General features: G+C 53.4%; 14 protein-coding genes. All 14 read right to left on the bottom strand.

Annotated features, from left to right (window positions below):
* Positions 1–58: 58 nt before the first annotated feature.
* The 14 genes from NP603_RS16050 to NP603_RS15985 all read right to left on the bottom strand — a co-directional run bounded on the left by NP603_RS16050 (position 59) and on the right by NP603_RS15985 (position 16,896).
* Positions 59–1,096 (bottom strand): DUF1574 domain-containing protein, encoded by a 1,038-nt coding sequence (locus NP603_RS16050; RefSeq protein WP_256611962.1) that lies wholly within the window; start codon positions 1,094–1,096, stop codon positions 59–61.
* Complete coding sequence (locus tag NP603_RS16045; RefSeq protein ID WP_256611961.1) at positions 1,068–2,480, bottom strand: MBOAT family O-acyltransferase; 1,413 nt, start codon at positions 2,478–2,480, stop codon at positions 1,068–1,070. The genes NP603_RS16050 and NP603_RS16045 overlap by 29 nt, the downstream gene beginning before the upstream one ends.
* Before the next feature lie 17 nt (positions 2,481–2,497).
* Positions 2,498–2,860, bottom strand: a complete 363-nt coding sequence (locus tag NP603_RS16040; RefSeq protein ID WP_256611960.1) for a hypothetical protein — start codon at positions 2,858–2,860, stop codon at positions 2,498–2,500.
* Positions 2,857–3,348 carry a thermonuclease family protein gene (locus NP603_RS16035; protein ID WP_256611959.1) on the bottom strand — a complete coding sequence of 164 codons (492 nt, stop codon included), beginning with the start codon at positions 3,346–3,348 and terminating at the stop codon, positions 2,857–2,859. Before NP603_RS16035 ends, NP603_RS16040 begins: the two co-directional genes overlap by 4 nt.
* 14 nt (positions 3,349–3,362) lie before the next feature.
* A complete protein-coding gene (locus NP603_RS16030; RefSeq protein WP_256611958.1) occupies positions 3,363–3,995 on the bottom strand; it encodes an IncC plasmid conjugative DNA transfer DtrJ family protein in 633 nt (210 codons plus the stop codon).
* Between the two features lie 2 nt (positions 3,996–3,997).
* Positions 3,998–4,396 carry a hypothetical protein gene (locus tag NP603_RS16025; protein WP_256611957.1) on the bottom strand — a complete coding sequence of 133 codons (399 nt, stop codon included), beginning with the start codon at positions 4,394–4,396 and terminating at the stop codon, positions 3,998–4,000.
* Positions 4,374–6,218 (bottom strand): conjugative transfer system coupling protein TraD, encoded by a 1,845-nt coding sequence (gene traD, locus NP603_RS16020; protein WP_256611956.1) that lies wholly within the window; start codon positions 6,216–6,218, stop codon positions 4,374–4,376. The genes NP603_RS16025 and traD overlap by 23 nt, the downstream gene beginning before the upstream one ends.
* Entirely contained in the window at positions 6,218–8,302 is a 2,085-nt protein-coding gene (mobH, locus tag NP603_RS16015) for a MobH family relaxase (RefSeq protein WP_256611955.1), read from the bottom strand. The genes traD and mobH overlap by 1 nt, the downstream gene beginning before the upstream one ends.
* A 15-nt stretch (positions 8,303–8,317) precedes the next feature.
* Positions 8,318–8,767 (bottom strand): hypothetical protein, encoded by a 450-nt coding sequence (locus NP603_RS16010; protein WP_256611954.1) that lies wholly within the window; start codon positions 8,765–8,767, stop codon positions 8,318–8,320.
* A gap of 1,560 nt (positions 8,768–10,327) precedes the next feature.
* On the bottom strand, positions 10,328–11,518 hold the full coding sequence (locus NP603_RS16005; RefSeq protein WP_256611953.1) for an IS91 family transposase: 1,191 nt from the start codon (positions 11,516–11,518) through the stop codon (positions 10,328–10,330).
* A 12-nt stretch (positions 11,519–11,530) separates the two neighbouring features.
* Entirely contained in the window at positions 11,531–12,406 is an 876-nt protein-coding gene (locus NP603_RS16000; protein WP_064041122.1) for a tyrosine-type recombinase/integrase, read from the bottom strand.
* Positions 12,407–13,013: 607 nt separating this feature from the next.
* A complete protein-coding gene (locus NP603_RS15995) occupies positions 13,014–15,185 on the bottom strand; it encodes a putative Ig domain-containing protein (RefSeq protein WP_256611952.1) in 2,172 nt (723 codons plus the stop codon).
* 50 nt (positions 15,186–15,235) lie between these two features.
* The gene (locus NP603_RS15990; RefSeq protein WP_256611951.1) at positions 15,236–16,114 is read right to left on the bottom strand and encodes a transglutaminase-like domain-containing protein; all 879 of its coding nucleotides are present in this window, start codon (positions 16,112–16,114) and stop codon (positions 15,236–15,238) included.
* Positions 16,111–16,896 carry a rhodanese-like domain-containing protein gene (locus NP603_RS15985; protein ID WP_256611950.1) on the bottom strand — a complete coding sequence of 262 codons (786 nt, stop codon included), beginning with the start codon at positions 16,894–16,896 and terminating at the stop codon, positions 16,111–16,113. Before NP603_RS15985 ends, NP603_RS15990 begins: the two co-directional genes overlap by 4 nt.
* Positions 16,897–17,214: the final 318 nt, after the last annotated feature.

Raw genomic sequence — 17,214 nt, 5'->3', positions numbered from 1 at the left:
GTCGTGGTCCAGTCGATATTTACTGTTATCTTTTCAACTGTGCAAATACGTCTGTCGATCACCTGCCACTCTGCTGTCGACTTTGACTTGAGCCATTTCCTAACGCACAATTCAACACCGTTGTCGATTCCGTCGTCCGAAAATGCTTGTAATCGTAAAATCGGATATTCGCGTTTTCACTCAGCAAGAGTGAGCAGTCGGGAATAGTCCGGCCACCTGTTCTACTCGAAATCCGGGTTTTGAACTCCTCCAATTCGGATGTCCCGTAGACTTTCGCAATACTCGGATGTAGCGGGTTCAAATAATAATGAGCTTCGATCTGTTGGCTATTTAGAAACTCCACCAGCGATTTAAACTCGTCGAATCGCGTCATTATCCAAGGCGAAACAGACTTGGGCCCCCTACCCTGCTCGAATTGTTTGTTGACGAATTCAGTTTCGTTTCTCTGTATTTCCGTGTCGTACCGGACCAACTGATACCGGCCGGTATGGTCTATATCGTATCTAACGGAAATGGTGTGGTTTAAGGCGTCGAACAGGTAGCCTATCCCATCGCCAAGGCTGGGTTCGAACAGGTAATTAAAATAGAATTTCCAGCGCGATTCGCCGGTCACGACCGGATGCAATCGATTGGCTGGGCCGTCGTTTACCGGGTCGGAAAAGGCGAACGGCTCCAATCCGTAGACGATGTGCTTAAGCGGCAGTCCTTGCGCGATCAGCGCTTTTAACGTGGCTAGGATCTCACCCGGCCGCCCCGCCAAGAATGCCAGGTTGTAACACCGGCCTTCAGGGAAATACTGCGCCAAGAGCCGTGGGTCGAGCAAGCCCATCACCGATGACCCGACCAGAAGGCAATCAATCGGCTGCTCCGGGTCCGGCGCCGATATCTGATTCAACAGATGGCTCACTTTGCGGTAACGTTCGTTGGTCGCCGGCGACGTATAAGGTTCGCCGATACCTTGGTCGACATCGAACACTTGGTAGGGATTCACCAGCCAGTTCCACACCGGCATCGCCCCGCCAATCAACACGCTCACGGCCAAAGCGGCACACCAGAAATGGCCGAAATTAGAACGACCAGTAGATGAAGCTTTCATGGGCCGCCGATAGCCAGGTGCCGGCGAAGAATAAACCGGCAAAAGTCGCGAGTGCCTTCAGATCCGGGGTGAAAGTGTCGAGTTGTGCTTGCGCATTACGGTAGCGCAGACAAATGGCCAGTAGGAAGCCGATGGCGAGCAGGTCCAGGCCGTTGACCAGCCCCGATATCGGAACCGTCTCGGACCCGAACCAGCCGGCGAGCATGACCGGCACCGATATCCCGTTGAGTCCCAACATCGCCAGCCAGATCTGTAGTGCCTGGTCAATACTCGCCGCCCGGAATAGCACCCAGGCGAAAAACACTCCAAGCAAGGTCAAGGTTCGAGCCAGATAACCCGGCATCGTATAACCCGTCTTGGTCCATAGCCGATAAAGCGCGATCATGGCGCCGTGCATCGCTCCCCAGGCGACGAAGGTCCAGGCGGCACCGTGCCATAAGCCGCCTAGTAGCATTGTGATGGCCGCGGCCCACAATCCACGATAAAAGCCTTGCCGGTTACCGCCTAACGGGATGTACAGATAGTCGCGCAGAAACCGCGAGAGCGTGATATGCCAACGCTTCCAGAAGTCGGCGATCGTGCCGGCTTGATACGGCGAAGCGAAGTTTTGCGGGAGCACGAGTCCGAACATCAGTCCGATGCCGATGGCCATGTCGCAGTAGCCCGAGAAGTCGAAGTAGATTTGCAAGCCATACCCCACGGCCGCTACCCAGGCCTCGCACACGGTGAGCTGATCGCTGAGTCCAAACAAGGGATCCACCACGGCCGCTAAGCGGTCGGCGATCACGGTCTTTTTGCACAGTCCGGCCGCAAACAGGAACAAGCCTTTGGTCATGCGTTCCGGATCGAAGCGAATGCCTTGCCGGAGCTGCGGCATGATGTCGGAATAATGCAGGATCGGGCCGGCAATCAGATGCGGAAAAAACGAAATGGAAAACGCAAAACGGCCAAGATCGAAATCGTCGACCCGGCCTTTGGCACAATCGACTAAATAGGCAATCGCCTGAAAGGTGAAAAACGAGATTCCGAGCGGCAGGATCACCTGCAGCAATGGCCATTGGCTGCCGGTCAGCGCGTTGCTTGTCTTGATCAGAAAATCGGCGTATTTGAAGTAGGCCAGAAGCCCCAGGTTGTACACAACGCCCAAGACTAACCTGATTTTGGAGTGAGTGACGGCAATCCGTTTGCCCCAATAGAAATTCAGTAAGGCGTTGACGACCAAGAGCAAGGCGTACTCGGTGCTCCATGCTGCATAGAACAGAACCGAGCAGCCAACGATGAACCATTGTGCGATCGCTCCGTAGTGTCGCGACATGAGCCACCACCACAACAGCACGGTCGCCGGCAGAAACAGGTACATGAATTCGGGGGCAGTAAACAGCACGTCGACGTCGCTCTGGGTTATTCTCTGCCGTCCGACGCAGACTTGGCCATTGCCGCCAGTGCGGCTAGCGTGTCGGGGTGATGCTCCAATGTGCTGGCGGTGGGGTCCACGACCTTGTTTGTCGGATCCAGCAACACGGTCATTCCCATGACGACGCGGAATAAGGACGCGCTACGTGCCAAACGAATCAGGTATGCGCACACACGCCGGCAATTCTCACTGTCATCAACAGAAAAGGGTTCGGTGTCGTCTTCACCGCCTTGCGGCTTGGCGATTTTCTCGGGCATGGTGCCGCCGTAACGGCTGCTGATGGCCTCCAACGCGTACGCCAGTTCAAGGGCCATGTCGAGGTCTGCCGGATTCGCTTTCGCCATCTTCATCTTGCATCCTCGGTGTGTCTAAAGTCCCAAGGGGCAATAGGATTTGGATCTTGCCATAACCCGAGGTGACTGGCTTGAGCGGTGCGCTCGGCTTGAATAAATACCGGATCATTGCTGTATTGCCGATACACCCAGGCCAAGCCCTTGGCTACTTGTGCCAAGTTAACGTCCTGACCACCCACGTCGACGTGACCGATGAGGCGACCGTAGCGATCTTGTTGGGCATATTCGACCGTAACCCTGCGATGGTAGGCGACATCGGATAATTCGCGTTTGGCGGCCTGACCATAGGCTTGACTGAGTTCAGGTGCATCGATCTTGGCCAAGCGCACTTTTAAGGTCTGCCGGTCGTCGGTGAGCAATGTCAGCGTGTCGCCGTCGTGCACGCCTATTACGACACCAACCAGTCTCTGTGCCTGGGCGGTATCTGCGAGCAGAAACAGACTTAACAGGACTGCTAAGCGGCCGGTCAGTCCGGATGGATTCATACAGGTTCTCCTGGCTATACCCGTTTCTGGGTGTGAGCAAAATAGACGTTCATCGCAAAGGCGATGCCGACACAGGCCATCGGCATCGCCTGCGGTGGGATCGGAAATGGGAAGGTCAAGCCGAGCAGCAGCAAGTAGACAATGCCGATGACGGCGTAGAAGCTATACCGGTGCGCCAACGGGCTGGAATAATCGAAGTTGGATTGCTTGATTTTGCGTTGCACCAAGCCGTCCACCGCGCTGGGTATGGCGACGGCGATTAAAAACGGCCACCAGGACAACAGTAAGAAAAAGCGCCGCAACGATTGGTAAAACGTCCCGAATAGCACGTCCAGTTTACTTTGGACGAGGGGGAAATAATCGGTCTGCCCGAAATGTTCAAACCCAACCGATTTCTCGCGCTCGGCAACGGTAGGGATGAAAAAATGGTACACGTTACGTTGAATGTCGGTTTCCACCAGTAGGACGTTGAATACCGCATTGGCTTCATCCCGAATCCGCCGATCGTTGTCAGCGCCCAGATATTCGATGATCATCCGGTCTTCGGCATCTTGCATATTGGTTAACCATTGGTCAGACACCAATACCGCAATCAAAAATACTTCGGCGATCCACAAGATCAAGGTGACGATGAGGCTCTTGGTCATAATTACGCCGCTGCTCGCTGGATCAAGGCGACGACCTTGGGGTTAGCCACCAAGGTCTCAATCGGTATGTCCGTTGCGTACCTGTGGAACAAAAAACGCTGAATCGATTCGACCGTACGGTGCAGCCGGTAAGCATCGTCCGTATGATGCTGTTGGGAGGCCTGCGCGTAACCGCTCAGTACCTGAGACATCAACTGCGTGATCACATCCTCCAACTGATCTGCCCTAGGGTGGTGATCGGTCATGATCTTGACCGCCGCTTGGAGAATGTCGATCGCAACCGGCCAATCCAATTCCAGTATTTGCAAATCTCGATTCTCGGTTGGGTTTAATTTGCGCCATCGATTCAGCATGATTTCTTCCGCGGTTTGTTTGGGTTTAGGCATTTTTTTGCGAGGCATGGGTTTTTTCCTTGTCCAAGTCAGAGATCAGTATCGGCAGACGGCCCTTGACGATGCGGCCGCCAGACAATTTGGCGATGTAATGTAGATCAGGCAATTGGCCTAATAACTGCGGGGCGAATAAGTCGCCCTCTTCCTCCATTAATCGCTCGCCGATATTTCCGGAAAATACCGCTGGATTCGCTGAATGGGTAGAAACTCCCTGGGTTCTCATGATGTACTTCAATCGGGTTTTGGGCAGGTTGTCGGTGATATAGGTCTGAGTCTCGGCGTCCATCACCCGGAGCGCGATCAAGTTGTTGAGGTTGGCCAGTATTTGTCTGGCCTTGGCTTCGGAACCCAGTCTGGCCGAAAAGTCCGCAAAGGTTTGGGTGGCAATAAACAACCGGAATTGTGCGCCGCGACCTTTGTTCAAGAGCTGGATGCACGGGTCGTTAATCACTTCGGCCGCTTCGTCGACAAAAATATTGACCGGCCGATTATCGACGCCGTGGTTGTACCGGTCGCCGGCGACAGCCGCCAGATCGGCCAACAGAATGGAGCCGATAGCACTGCCGACCATGCTGTCCGATAAGGAATCCAGACCGATGTATGCGACTTTAGCGCCTTTAATGATTTCGGCCGCGTCGGTAATTGCCCGTGTATCGTTCGAGTCGCTTTGGTCCGGCGACAACAATGCGCCCAAGCTTCCGGAGGTCAGCATATTCATCAGCGGCAATAAGGAGGCGATCATTTTGCTGAAATGCGTGCGGTCGTGTTCGAACATGGAAATCAGCCCCTCCAGGTCGGTGTTCTGCCGTTCCTGCTGGACTCGCTCCCGGTAAAATTTGACCAGCAACTGTGCGGTTTTATCGTTCAGATCCATTCTTTTAATTCCGATACTACTGCGCCAATCGAATTGGAGCACCTTGTCGAAATAACGCACCAAGGCTTTAATCACCAACGGCACCGAGCCGCCTTCCAGGTAAGTCCGTAACTTCACCAGGGACGGTTGCTCTTCGGCCGCAAACAGGCCTTGGACGATGTTATCCAAGGCTTTTTGCCCAAAAGCCTTGAACGGATCCGAACCGGATTCACCAGGACTGACCGCGGCAATTCGGCTGGCCAACTCGGACGAGCGGTTGAAATTCTTTAACGGATCGATACGGACGCTTTCGTCCGGAAAAGCCGGATGGAAGTAGACAAACCGGTCCGGGTTCCGCGAAAGTCGGCACGCGCGTTCGGCGCACCATTTCAGATCTTTGTCGCCTTTGGGATCGATGATAATCACGGCTTCGTTACGCAACACCGCCTGTGTCACCAAGATGTCGAACAAGCGGGTCTTTCCGGCACCAGTGGTGCCAACGATCAAGGTGTGGCCGGCGCTGTGCGAGATCGCTTGCCGAATGTAATCCTCGGTTAACCCTAACCCATGGATCCATGTCGCCCCCATCCGATCATGATTGACCGGGATTAATCCGGTTAAATCGCGCTTCTGGATGTCGTAAGCCAATTGGGCGTGCTTTTGGTTCCACTCGAATCCCCAGCCCAACCACCATTGATCCGGGTGGCGCCGAACAATACCGGCCAGACTGGCGACATTGAACCGCTGAAATTTGAAGTAATTGAGCCGGTGCTTTCGATACCACACCCCGGCCGAGGCCGGCACGCGCTTGACCGCCATAAAGACGCACGCCACCATGAGTCCGTTAAAAGGTTCGCTCGGTAATTCCGAAAACCGATACATCAAATACGCCACAAGACCAAAGGCGATCCAGACCACAATGGCCGTAATCTCGTAATTGGGCCGCCAGGGTAATTGATAGTCGTATTCGTCTTTCATTACTTTTTAACGATGAATTTTTTATTGGTGTTATCGATCGAAATATCCGGTCGTTCGAAGGCATATCGCAATAACTGTTTCATTTCGAATAACTGCCGTTCCTCGATATAACCTCTCAGTAACACCATATCCACGATCAAGCTATCATCCGTTTGATCGACTGCAAGCGGCAGTTCGAAGGCTTTAATCGCTTGTATGAGTTGATCAATCTCATGGGTCGCATTGCGTTGCGCTGTATGCGCTCTCTGGGGTTGTCCGCGACTTGGTGTTGGGCGGTTGGTACCCGGAGGGGTGGCGGCGATTTGAGGCGGTGTTGGGGGAACCGGCGGCGTTTCCGCGTTTTGGATCAATACCGTTAGGTATCGGCTGGTTTCTTTGTTCAGCAGTACGCCCTTGACGCCGCCCAGTTCGGTAACCTTGACCATGGGTTTGCGCGGATCGACTTCGATCATGCCGGCGGCGTCTATTGTCGTGATGATATGGATGGGCTTTTGGTCCAATGCCGCTGCGATATTCAGATGCAACATCAAGACGCGGCCATTCGGTTGTATTTGAAAATATTCCGCGGATATCGCGTCAAGACTTTGCATCAACAAGGCGCCGGCCGCGTGCTTTGAGGCCAACCACTGTCTGGCGGCTTTGGCCTCCGCGGTATTGACCTTGCTATTGTCATCTGCGTTCAGCGCAGGACTGGCCGGACTCGGTTGGGAATGATTTGTTGGCGCCGGGGGCGGCGTTGCTGGTTGAGCCTTTATCGAGGTCTCTATTTCCACGACGCCTCCGGACGGTATTTCCGGTTCAGATTCCGGGTTCGCCTGCTCCGCGTCGGTTGAATTCTCGCTGTCGTGATTTGTTGGGGTTACGGCCGCTTCACCATCCTGTGCTACCGCATCGGATTGACCGTCGGTCTCGGTCTCGATGTGAATCACATGTCCGTCGACGATCAAAGGCAGTGCGTCGGTATACACGTTCATCGGATCCACCAACTTGAGCACCCTAAGCGGCAGGTCCATGCTGCCAGGCTTAATGGTCCAGTAGCGCCTGACGGTTTGCGGATTCAAGCGATATGGGACGGCAAGCTGGCGATCGATCAGAATATCGGCTAGCGTATCCGGGTGTTTTGGTATTCCAGGAATATTGCTTTTCGTTATCAAACGGCTAATATCTTCGGCCGCTTCATTCCACAGGATAAAGGTGCCTTCTTTTAGACGCCAAACCACCGCCCCTTTGGCATTATCGGTCCACGTTCCCTTTTTAATCTGTTGCCGCATGGCGTCTAATATGAACCATTCGATCGGTGCGCCTATCGACGGGTCAATGGGGATGCAGTTATTTTTAAGGTCTTTCTCTACGCTGAGGTAGTCGGCATCCATTACCAGTGAGTACATCTTTGAGTTGTGTGAGGTGCCGGCAATTGTGAGCAGCATTTCTTTGTAGATAGCCGGCCCGTATTCGTTTAAATACTCCTGAACTTCGGGTGTGATGACCTTATTGATTAAAGTCGGTGAAACAATTTCATGGTCGCCATTCCGGTTGACTCGCCAACTCAGATAATACCGTTGGATTTTGCGCTTCCTCGCCCAGGTTTCAATATCGTCCCCCACTATATTGCAGGTATGAGCGCCATCCTCGGATTTAATTTCAACGTCGGTGACCGGCTTGCCTAAATCATGCAACATACCGGCAATGAATATCGCCAATCGCCAGCGTGGCGTCAGTTGTTTTCGTCTACCTGGGTTTTCATCCATGCCGTACAGCACGCCATGGGATTTATAAACAGCTTCAAAACCGACCTCTAGGCCATGACGGAATAACCCGCCGGCGCCCCGGTGGTGATGCTTTTCAGACGCAGGCAGCAAATGCACAAATCGCGCATAATTGAATATTAAGGGGTATACACGCCCTTGATATTCCTGGTCGGTGACACCTAAATAGTGTTTGATTTTTTTAATTAATTCTTCTTGAGACTCTAGGATTTTAATTGCGGGGATCACCGGCAGCCCTTTGGCGAATGGTGGATATCGAGGCACCTCTTCATCCGGCTCGGCAATCCGCAATATCGTATTGAGCAATTTCGCTAACATCGCCGATAAACCCGTTTATTTCTTCAAGCTTTTTGGATTGCATGACTCTTTCAGTCTGGCCGGCATGGTGGTGGTGCGAATAATCTCGTGATCGCGATCGGTCATGTCCAGCTTATGCCGGCAGTATTTCCGCCAGGCTCTTTCGATTTCGTCGCCACTCGGCTGAAAACCGGGTTGCGCTAAGGCTGCGTCCGCTTCGGCCAATGGCAGAGTTACGAATCCACTCGCATCTGCCAAGGTACCGGCTGCGGCATGCGGTTTACGGGTGACCACATGCTCCACGGACGATTGCCGTACCGCCGCCCCGCCAGTTTCGGAGGCAAAGGCATCCATTCCAAGCTGCCAGTTGTGGCGAGGTCCGGCGTCGGTTATCGATGTGATGACTTGCTGAGAAGTTGCTGGATCGATCAGCGCCTGGGCGCAACCGGCCATAAAAGGTAAAAGTAAGAATATGGATGTCCGCATTGGCCTGTCCTCTGGTTAGGGTCAGGTCAGCATATCGCATTCCGAATTTTGAACCCGCTGGCTAGATGCATCTGTAATGCACTTTGCCAGCGGGTCTTCCCGTCACTTGTTGGATCGCGCGCGCAATTACTGTTGCGGTCTACCCCGCCACCATAAGTCAACGGGCTATTCAAATTTTCAATTGACCCACGCCTCTGCCACATTATATTTTTCCACCTGCTTGCCCCATTTTATAAATATGGGTCTTCATGGTGGAAAACTATAATGGTGCAACTCGATATTTATGATCGATTTTGCGATGGTTCTGCCTTGAAAACACCAGAGATTATTGGAGCGAGAACAATATCATTTCTTGCTTAGTGATTGATATATCGATGGATTTATTAATGGTGCACGCTTGTGAACAAATTAATGTGGCAGCGCAGTTGATTAATTATTGCGTTTTGCGCGTCGAATTTTTACGTCGTTCCTTTTCAATTCAATAGGTTCGCGGCGATGCCACATTGTATTTTTTCCACTACGCAATGACGTTAAACAGAGCCGCCTAACAAGCCCTATCTGAGCAATGGGTACTACGTCATTCTGATATCGGCAGTCGTTTGCACGAATATCTCGTTTCATGGGATGCGCTTTGCTAATGCCTAGCGTCAACCGGCCGACGGACTCAAGGTAACTGTAATGCCCTTTCTTCCTATCGAAAGATTAATAAACCTTTGAATCAACAGAATACAGCCCTTACAACGACTCATTTCGCCTGTATGTCGACAAATGATCGACTGAGTTCGCTATTTTCATAATTCACATGCTGTCGAGGCAACTTGTCGATCATTCGTTGCTCACCAGTCTACTCGCTGAACCAGGAAGATTTGACAATCTAGGCATTCCGATCAAAAACAGCCACATGATCCGGTCGAAAACCCTCCACGATTTTCAAGATGAGTACACCGATAGCAGATCTCAGCTTTTGGAAGTGACGAATTAACACAACCGACCCATTTTACCTGTCGCATTTCTCTAAGCCGGTGAGCCGGCCAAGTCTAGATTTTGCAACGGAAGGGCTCAAAGCAGCCCCTGGGGAACTCACACAACCGGCCAAAGCGGCCACTGAGGATACTTGCGAAATTTTCCATCCCTAAACTCAGCGAATGGCAGCTTCTCGGCAAGCAACCTTGCGTCCTCTTTGGCTGGATCTGTTAAGGGTTGTCGGATGCCTGCCCTTCACCGCGTAACGGTACTGCTGTGACAAACCGCCGAGGGCAGGCGTCGGACAAGCCCCGAGGGAGGAAACCGCGGGCCACATAGCAGGGAGTTAGCAGGGATGAACGGCTATGGGGATTTGAATGGTGAGTCTGGTTTTATTCTGATTAAGCCATGGATTTGCAAGATCATGATAGGGCTTCAAGCGTGGTTGGCGAAGACGATAATGACCAATCGGATTGCTTTTTTGTGACGTTAGAAGGTGATCATTAAGGATTTTCAGCCCTCTGGCCAAGCGTTTCCGTATCGGCTTTGGCCGACGAAGTTTGGGTGGGTAGCTCCAGCTTGGGCAGGCGTGTTGGCTCATGGCACAGGACCCTGTGGCGGTGGCGCCCGAATCAACGGTTTGCGCGCCAAGATTTCGATGATCATCATGGCCGCCCCGCAATCCGGACAGACGAAGGTTGGCGGGGGTGTTCTTTCCAGTGCGTCCGCTTTCGTTTCCGTGGGTTCTGGTACCACCTGCAGCAACTCACGGGCTCTGGCTAGATGATCTCTCCGCCCGCCATTGGCCAGCAAGCCCACATGGCGAATGCGGTGAAAACCGCTGGGCAGGACATGCAGCAAAAATCGCCGGATAAACTCGTCCGGACTGAGGGTCATGGTTTTCTGCCGCGTCCTACCTTTGGCCCGATAGTCTTTCCAACGAAAGGTAACGCCACGTTCATCCATCGCGAGCAGTCGTGAATTGGCAATGGCCACACGATGGGTATAGCGTGATAGATAAGCCAATACCGCTTCGGGGCCTGCAAACGGACGTTTGGCATAAACCACCCATTCGCATTTTCGCAGCGGTGCGAGCCAGTCGGCAAAGGCCGCCACGTCCGTTAGATGGGCGTATTCACCGAAGAACTGCAATTGTCCTGCCGCATGTGCTTGGCTCAGTGCTTCCAGAAATCGGCGTCGAAACAGTCGAGACAGCACTCTTACCGATAAAAAGAAGCCGCGCTTGCAGCTGACCCAGCGTTCACCGTCCAGTGACAAGCCACCACCAGGGACAATGCCATGCACGTGCGGATGATGGGTTAAGGCTGATCCCCAAGTATGCAGCACCAGGGTGGCGCCGATCTGTGCGCCCAGATGTTTCGGATCGGCGGCAATGGTGCGTAAGATTTCCGCCGCGATCTCGAACAACAAGCCATAGAGGATGGTTTTATTGTAATAGGCGATGGCGCTGATCGGTGCCGGCACCGTAAATACCACATGGTAATACTCGACCGGCAGCAGATCGGCCTGCCGGGCGTCGAGCCAGCGTTTGGCCGCGCTGGTCTGGCACTTCGGGCAATGCCGGTTACGGCAGGAGTTGTAGGCGATGTCTTGATGCTGGCAAGCCGGACAGCACAACACATGCCCACCCAATGTCGCGGTGCGGCACTGTTCAATGGCGGACATGACTTTCAGCTGGCCCAGACTTAAGTGAGCCTGCTGAGCTTGTCGCCAAGCGGGACCGTGGGCGCGGAAAATATCCGCGACCTCAAGCGCAAGCCGCCTCATGGGCGTGCTCGACTACATTAACGGCAAAGTCTCGATCGGACTGACGACCTCCCGCAGAATATCGGTGGCCACCTGCGCATACAATGCCGTGGTCTCCAGTTTCTTGTGGCCGAGCAATACCTGGATGACGCGAATATCGACCTTCTGCTCCAGCAAGTGAGTCGCAAAGCTATGCCGCAGCGTATGCATCGATACCCGCTTGTCTATCCCCGCGGCCTCGGCGGCGGCATGGACAGCGCGGGTGAGTTGACGGGTGCTGAGCGGGTCGATAGGGTCCAGGCCCGGAAACAGCCAACCGCCTGGCAACATTTTGCCTTGGGCGTGCGCGAACTTCCACCAGGCGCGCAAACGCTCCAGTAACACCGGTGACAACATCGCATAGCGATCCTTGCGGCCTTTACCCTGTTCGACGCGTAAAGTCATGCGCTGGCTATCGACGTCGCTGACCTTCAATGCCACCACCTCGCTGGCCCGTAAGCCGGCGCCGTACGCCACCGATAAGGCCGTTTGATGTTTGAGATTATCGGCGGCGGCGAGCAAGCGAGCCACCTCTTCGCGACTCAAGACCACCGGCAATTTACGTGGCTCATGCACTGCATGCATCTTGGCCATTAACTCTGGATGATCTAGCGTGTTGTCGAATAGAAACTTCAATCCCGTGAGATTGGCATTTAGGGAAATCGCCGAAATGCCGGAATCGACCAAGTACAACTGATAACGGCGTAAATCTTCGGCACTCGCGGTATCCGGCGAACGCCCCAGAAACCTCGCAAATCGCTTCACAACGCGAATATAACTGGCTTGGGTTTTGGGTGACAGTTTGCGCATCCGCATATCGTCGATCATGCGTTGACGCAAGGGGCTGACGGGTTTATCTGTCGAGGTCATGACACGACTCCTATCCTGTACAAGGCGGATTGCCTCGTCGCTTGGATAGGAAAAACACAGGATATGCTGCCGATTATCCTCTGGCTTGGCTACACAGACTCCCTACCGCGTAGCGGTTTAGTCCTTTGGCCGATAGTTTGGTGTCGCCAACGGCGGCTTTTTAGATTTACCGTCGCAATATCTGGATTTGGCTGACTGACCGCTATGGAGAAACGCGACAGGCTCTTTTGGGTGACAGGCGACCGCCCACTCTTCACACACATCGCCTGAAAGCTGTCATTAAATTTCGATTTCTGTTTGCGGGCAGTCGCCACTGTGTCCAACCCACCCTAGCTGCCGGTCGCGCTTTTCCAAAGTTGACCACTACAAACCAAAATCGGTTTCTACAGGCTAGAAGTCTACAAAGCAGCCTTTGACGGCCCAATCCAATCGGCCGAAAGGATTTATTCGCAATTGTTCAATTTACGGTAAGCAATCTAGCGGATGAGGTACCAACCGCTAGTCAGGAGAATTTGGTCTTTGCAATGAAAAAAGACGTGTTTGTGAGCGGCGAAATATACCCATCCAACTTCTTTAAGCACACACCAACCGCTCAATCCTTAAACGATCATTCGCAACCCGGCAAAGTGATTATTTCCTGCTTGATTGCATTGACGATCAGACCGTCTGTTACACCAATTGGAAAATCGACACCGATGGGCTGATTCGCCTGGCTATCCCATCCGCAGCTTTCAAAGCGACCATTCGATTTATTAAACGATTGCGTCAAACTGACTTTGGACTTGGTTAAATTAGCCACGTCGTAACAGCTAAAACCTGCTGGCGCCAGAGGATGTCCGACGTAATTGGGCCCGGGATTGACAAACCACACCGGACAGGTTTTTTCGCCGTCGAACTGCAAGGTTTTCTGTTGCAACATCTGTATCGCCAATGCGTCACCGGCCTTGATGGCAAAGTCGCCAGCACTCGCGTAACTGCATTGCTCGACCTTCTGGCTGGCTGTATTGAAGCGGCTGATATTTGCCACCACCGTTGCATCGCCCAAACTGTTCAACAACCCGAGACAGGTTTGATGTTGAGCGGCCACTTGTACCGGATAAGTAAAAATGTTGAATCCAGCTTCAAAAGACACCTCGTAATTGGCAGTTGCCACCGGCGCGTCAATAACAGTAATTTTGGCCGTACGCTGCGCTTTCAGCGCGCCGTCCGATGCGGTAAAGGTAATGTAATACACACCTGCCTGATCATGGTTTGGCGTCCAACTAAATAAACCGACTCCGTCGCGGCGATCCGCGAACACAGCACCGGCGGGCAATTGCGCCACCGTCAAAACCGGCACCGTACCGTCAGCATCGCTTGCCTCAACGATAAAGCCCACCGATTTGCCTTCGCTGACCGTTTTATCCGCAATAAATTGCAATACCGGCGCATGCGGTGCCACCGGGAAATCATCCATCGTCAAACTATAGTGTCCACCACCATTTTGGTCGAACACGTTGATGAAGTAATTCCAGCCGTGGTTAGCAGCGCGGGTTTTGGAGAGCCACACGTTGGCCTTGTTTAAAGCCTTGCCATCCGCCCGCAGTAAACGCGTCACGTCTTTCTTGCCGGCCTGGGGATCCGGAATCCGCGCGTAAAAGAACCCGGCCGTTACCGGCAGATTCAACTGGTAACTGGCCGAGCCGCCCTGCTGTCCGCTGACAGCAATACTGGCAAATGCCGATTGATCAGTCACCTGGGTATCGACACCATTCGATTCATAGACTCGCAAAGTGCTACCGTCGCTCGCCAGAAAATCCTTGATTGCATCGCGCCCCGGCAAATCGACAAGCACGTCGCGCAGAAGTTGATGGGTATTGACCGCCGTCATCAACGAGGTCAACTCGCCTCCCAATTCGTCGGCATGCGAATAGTCAGCCGTAAATTCGATGAATTTGCCGGACAACGTCGTCTCCATTTGCCAGCGACCCATCTTGGCCGAATTCGCGGCAATGTCGCCGAAATCCAGCAATAAACTGGGCGCAACCGCCGCATCGTTAACAAAGCCGCCATTGATGCGAAAATTTATCAACAAACCTAGCTCGTTCTCGACGATGCGCGGCTGCGCGGAATTGATTTTCAAGGCCGGCGCCATGCTCCGGCCTTTGTTGCTGACACGGACGCCCAAGGTAAACGGCTCCGGCGGTTCGATACTGGGGGTGAAGGCATCGTCACCAAACACGTCGGAAGGTAAAAAGTAATCCAATGTCAACTGCGGCATCGGTTTGACGTAGATAAAATCAGGCGTAATTTCGGTGGTTTTGGCTTCGCCGTTCAGCGTGTATTGCAAGGTGGCACCGACAAAATACAACTTGCCGCCCGCCAGTTGTCCGGCGGCACCGGGGGCCGGAATGATCAACCAATGGATATCGGCGGACGATGCCGGCGCGACCACGCCGGTCCCGGTCACATTTTCGATACCGCTCAAACTGTCTTGACGGATAAAAAACTTGGCTTGGGTGTTATCCGGGTCAAAACTGCCGATTACCGGATTGCCGTCTTCATCGGCAAATTTAACATCCACCCGCACGTTTTCTACCGGGAAACCTTGGGCGCCGTTGTTGATCCGCATGTGCGCATCGAAAGCCTGGCGTTCCAGCGTTAATTCCTGTTTGATTTCGATACTTACTTTGGCGCAAAACGTGTCCTCGGCCGCCGCGACGCCTGAAACTGCCAACCAAAACAGCCCAAATATCCAGAACACGGCTCGATAGTTCTCTAGGTTAGCGGTGCGACTCATCTCAGGTATTCCTTCTCGGTTCAAAGCAGGCGAACGGGGCAGACAAACATCTATTCCATATCCACTTCCAAACCCTCGCCGTTAAATTGATAACGGGAGAATTTGAAAGTCGCATCCGGTCGGTTATCGACCAACCGCATCCCCACATAACTACTGTAGCGGTCATCGTAATTGCGTTTTTGCGGATCGGCGATTCGCCAAATGCCGCCGTCATCGAATTCGGCCCACTCGTGGTAAGCCGCAGCCCGCAATAAGCCGTTGTCATCCAGCACATAGCCGGCCACCGCACGAGCCGGCACCGAATTGGCTCTTGCCAACGCGGTAAATAAATAGGCGTTCTCGGTACAGTCGCCCTGGCGTTGCTGCAAAGCATACAGAGCCCCCCGCTCGTCCCGAACGTAACCTATGTCGCGCACGTTATTCACCACCCAGTCATAGATGCCACGCAACGTTTGCGCCGGTTCGCCAGCCAACAGGTTGGCGGCGGCCGCTTGGACGGCCGGGTGATCGCTTTCGATCAACGGCTCAGGTTGTAAATACCGATCCGGTAAAAATCTCCAAAACTTATTCGGCTGGGAATTCATCCGTAATTGCGCGGTAACCCGGATCAATTTCACCCCGTAAGGCGGCATACGATCGAAGCCAAAACGCAACACCTGATTACCCAAATCATCGCTTTCCAATGTGTAAGGCTGCGACACCTCCACCCGTTCGCAGCAGGCTTGTGCCGCGGTCTGCCTGACCGGCAGATACGTGCGAAACTCGGCATGCTCCAAAACCCGATTCGAGGCATTTCGCAACACAAAACTGTAACTCACCGTTTTACTGCTATCGTATTGCGGCGCCGTTACCCACTGCCAGCCATACCAAACCGCACCCGACAACACCAAAGCGGCAAACGCCGCTAACAAACGCTTTCTATGATTCATCGCCGCCTTCTACCGCATGTAACAATTTTTCCCTGTTTTTCGGCTGGCCGATTCCACACGGCCAATTGCCGTTGCAAATAGGTCCGATAGCCTTGTTTGCCGCCTTGCAGAAAATACAGCGGGGGTAGCCCTGCTTTATCGGCAATTCGGCGGAACCGATCGTAGTCGAGGCCGGCATCGGTCATCAGTAAAACCCGCGCTGCCGCAACTTGGCGTTCTCCCGGCCCGGCAACGGCTTGCCGCAACACGCGGCGCAAATCGTCATCGGATTTTTTATCCGGCGCCTGCCGGGAAAAATCCAGGAGTTTGATGTCGCTGAATTCGCGCTCGGCATAGAACTGCGCCGGGCTGACCTGGTCCAGCGTGGCATGGATTAACGAATCGCCGCTCACAACCCCGCCCGCATGGCGCCATGCGTTCAAGCCGCCAGCCAACACCCGGACGTTATTAAAGCCCGCCGCTTGCAATTGCCCGAGCAAATCCAGGTTGCGGGCCGCGGCAAAGCCGTTGTCGAACAGCAGCAGCGCCTTATTCCGCAAAAACATCTTACCCGCTAAATCTCTGGCGGGAATATGGATACTATTAGGTATCGTCGCACCTGCGTCTGGTTTGTCTTCGCGAATATCCACCCAGAGCAAATCGGCCGATGCCGGCAAACTTTTGACTTGCTCGGCACTAACAAAAGCCGGATTTTCCAGCCTGACGGTTCCCGGCTTAAAACGGCCTTGGTCCAAATCCTCCAAGGCCGGCAATCCGAACTTTTCTAAGCTCTGCGGACGCACTTCAATTTCGGAACAGGATTCCGAAGTTGCGTGGGTCGCATGATACGAGCTCGCGGCCACAAAAGCCGGTAGGGCTAACAAAGATGTAATTAACCAAAACAGCCGTAGCCGTACTTTCACTATTCGCATTGAATATGGCTCGAATCTCACAATTGTTTGATAACGCTTTCCAATATAACGATTAACCAGGCCCTTAATACCGTTCGCCTTTACGCCCTTGAGGGTGCTGAGCTTGTCGAAAGGCACTCCACCATAGGGGTAGGAAAGACCAAAGCCTCCCCTCCCTCCGAACCGTGCAGGCGGTTCTCCCGCACACGG

The sequence above is a fragment of the Methylomonas aurea genome, from assembly GCF_024505045.1.
GTDB lineage: Bacteria > Pseudomonadota > Gammaproteobacteria > Methylococcales > Methylomonadaceae > Methylomonas > Methylomonas aurea.
The sequence above is the reverse complement of the archived record's forward strand: the minus strand, read 5'-3'. Positions and strand labels throughout refer to the sequence as shown.

Bases quoted from the DNA above. Each gene is read 5' to 3' on its own strand.
- NP603_RS16050 (WP_256611962.1), bottom strand. From the start codon at position 1,096: ATGAAAGCTTCATCTACTGGTCGTTCTAATTTCGGCCATTTCTGGTGT.
- NP603_RS16040 (WP_256611960.1), bottom strand. From the start codon at position 2,860: ATGAAGATGGCGAAAGCGAATCCGGCAGACCTCGACATGGCCCTTGAA.
- NP603_RS16035 (WP_256611959.1), bottom strand. From the start codon at position 3,348: ATGAATCCATCCGGACTGACCGGCCGCTTAGCAGTCCTGTTAAGTCTG.
- NP603_RS16030 (WP_256611958.1), bottom strand. From the start codon at position 3,995: ATGACCAAGAGCCTCATCGTCACCTTGATCTTGTGGATCGCCGAAGTA.
- NP603_RS16025 (WP_256611957.1), bottom strand. From the start codon at position 4,396: ATGCCTCGCAAAAAAATGCCTAAACCCAAACAAACCGCGGAAGAAATC.
- traD (WP_256611956.1), bottom strand. From the start codon at position 6,218: ATGAAAGACGAATACGACTATCAATTACCCTGGCGGCCCAATTACGAG.
- mobH (WP_256611955.1), bottom strand. From the start codon at position 8,302: ATGTTAGCGAAATTGCTCAATACGATATTGCGGATTGCCGAGCCGGAT.
- NP603_RS16010 (WP_256611954.1), bottom strand. From the start codon at position 8,767: ATGCGGACATCCATATTCTTACTTTTACCTTTTATGGCCGGTTGCGCC.
- NP603_RS16005 (WP_256611953.1), bottom strand. From the start codon at position 11,518: ATGAGGCGGCTTGCGCTTGAGGTCGCGGATATTTTCCGCGCCCACGGT.
- NP603_RS16000 (WP_064041122.1), bottom strand. From the start codon at position 12,406: ATGACCTCGACAGATAAACCCGTCAGCCCCTTGCGTCAACGCATGATC.
- NP603_RS15995 (WP_256611952.1), bottom strand. From the start codon at position 15,185: ATGAGTCGCACCGCTAACCTAGAGAACTATCGAGCCGTGTTCTGGATA.
- NP603_RS15990 (WP_256611951.1), bottom strand. From the start codon at position 16,114: ATGAATCATAGAAAGCGTTTGTTAGCGGCGTTTGCCGCTTTGGTGTTG.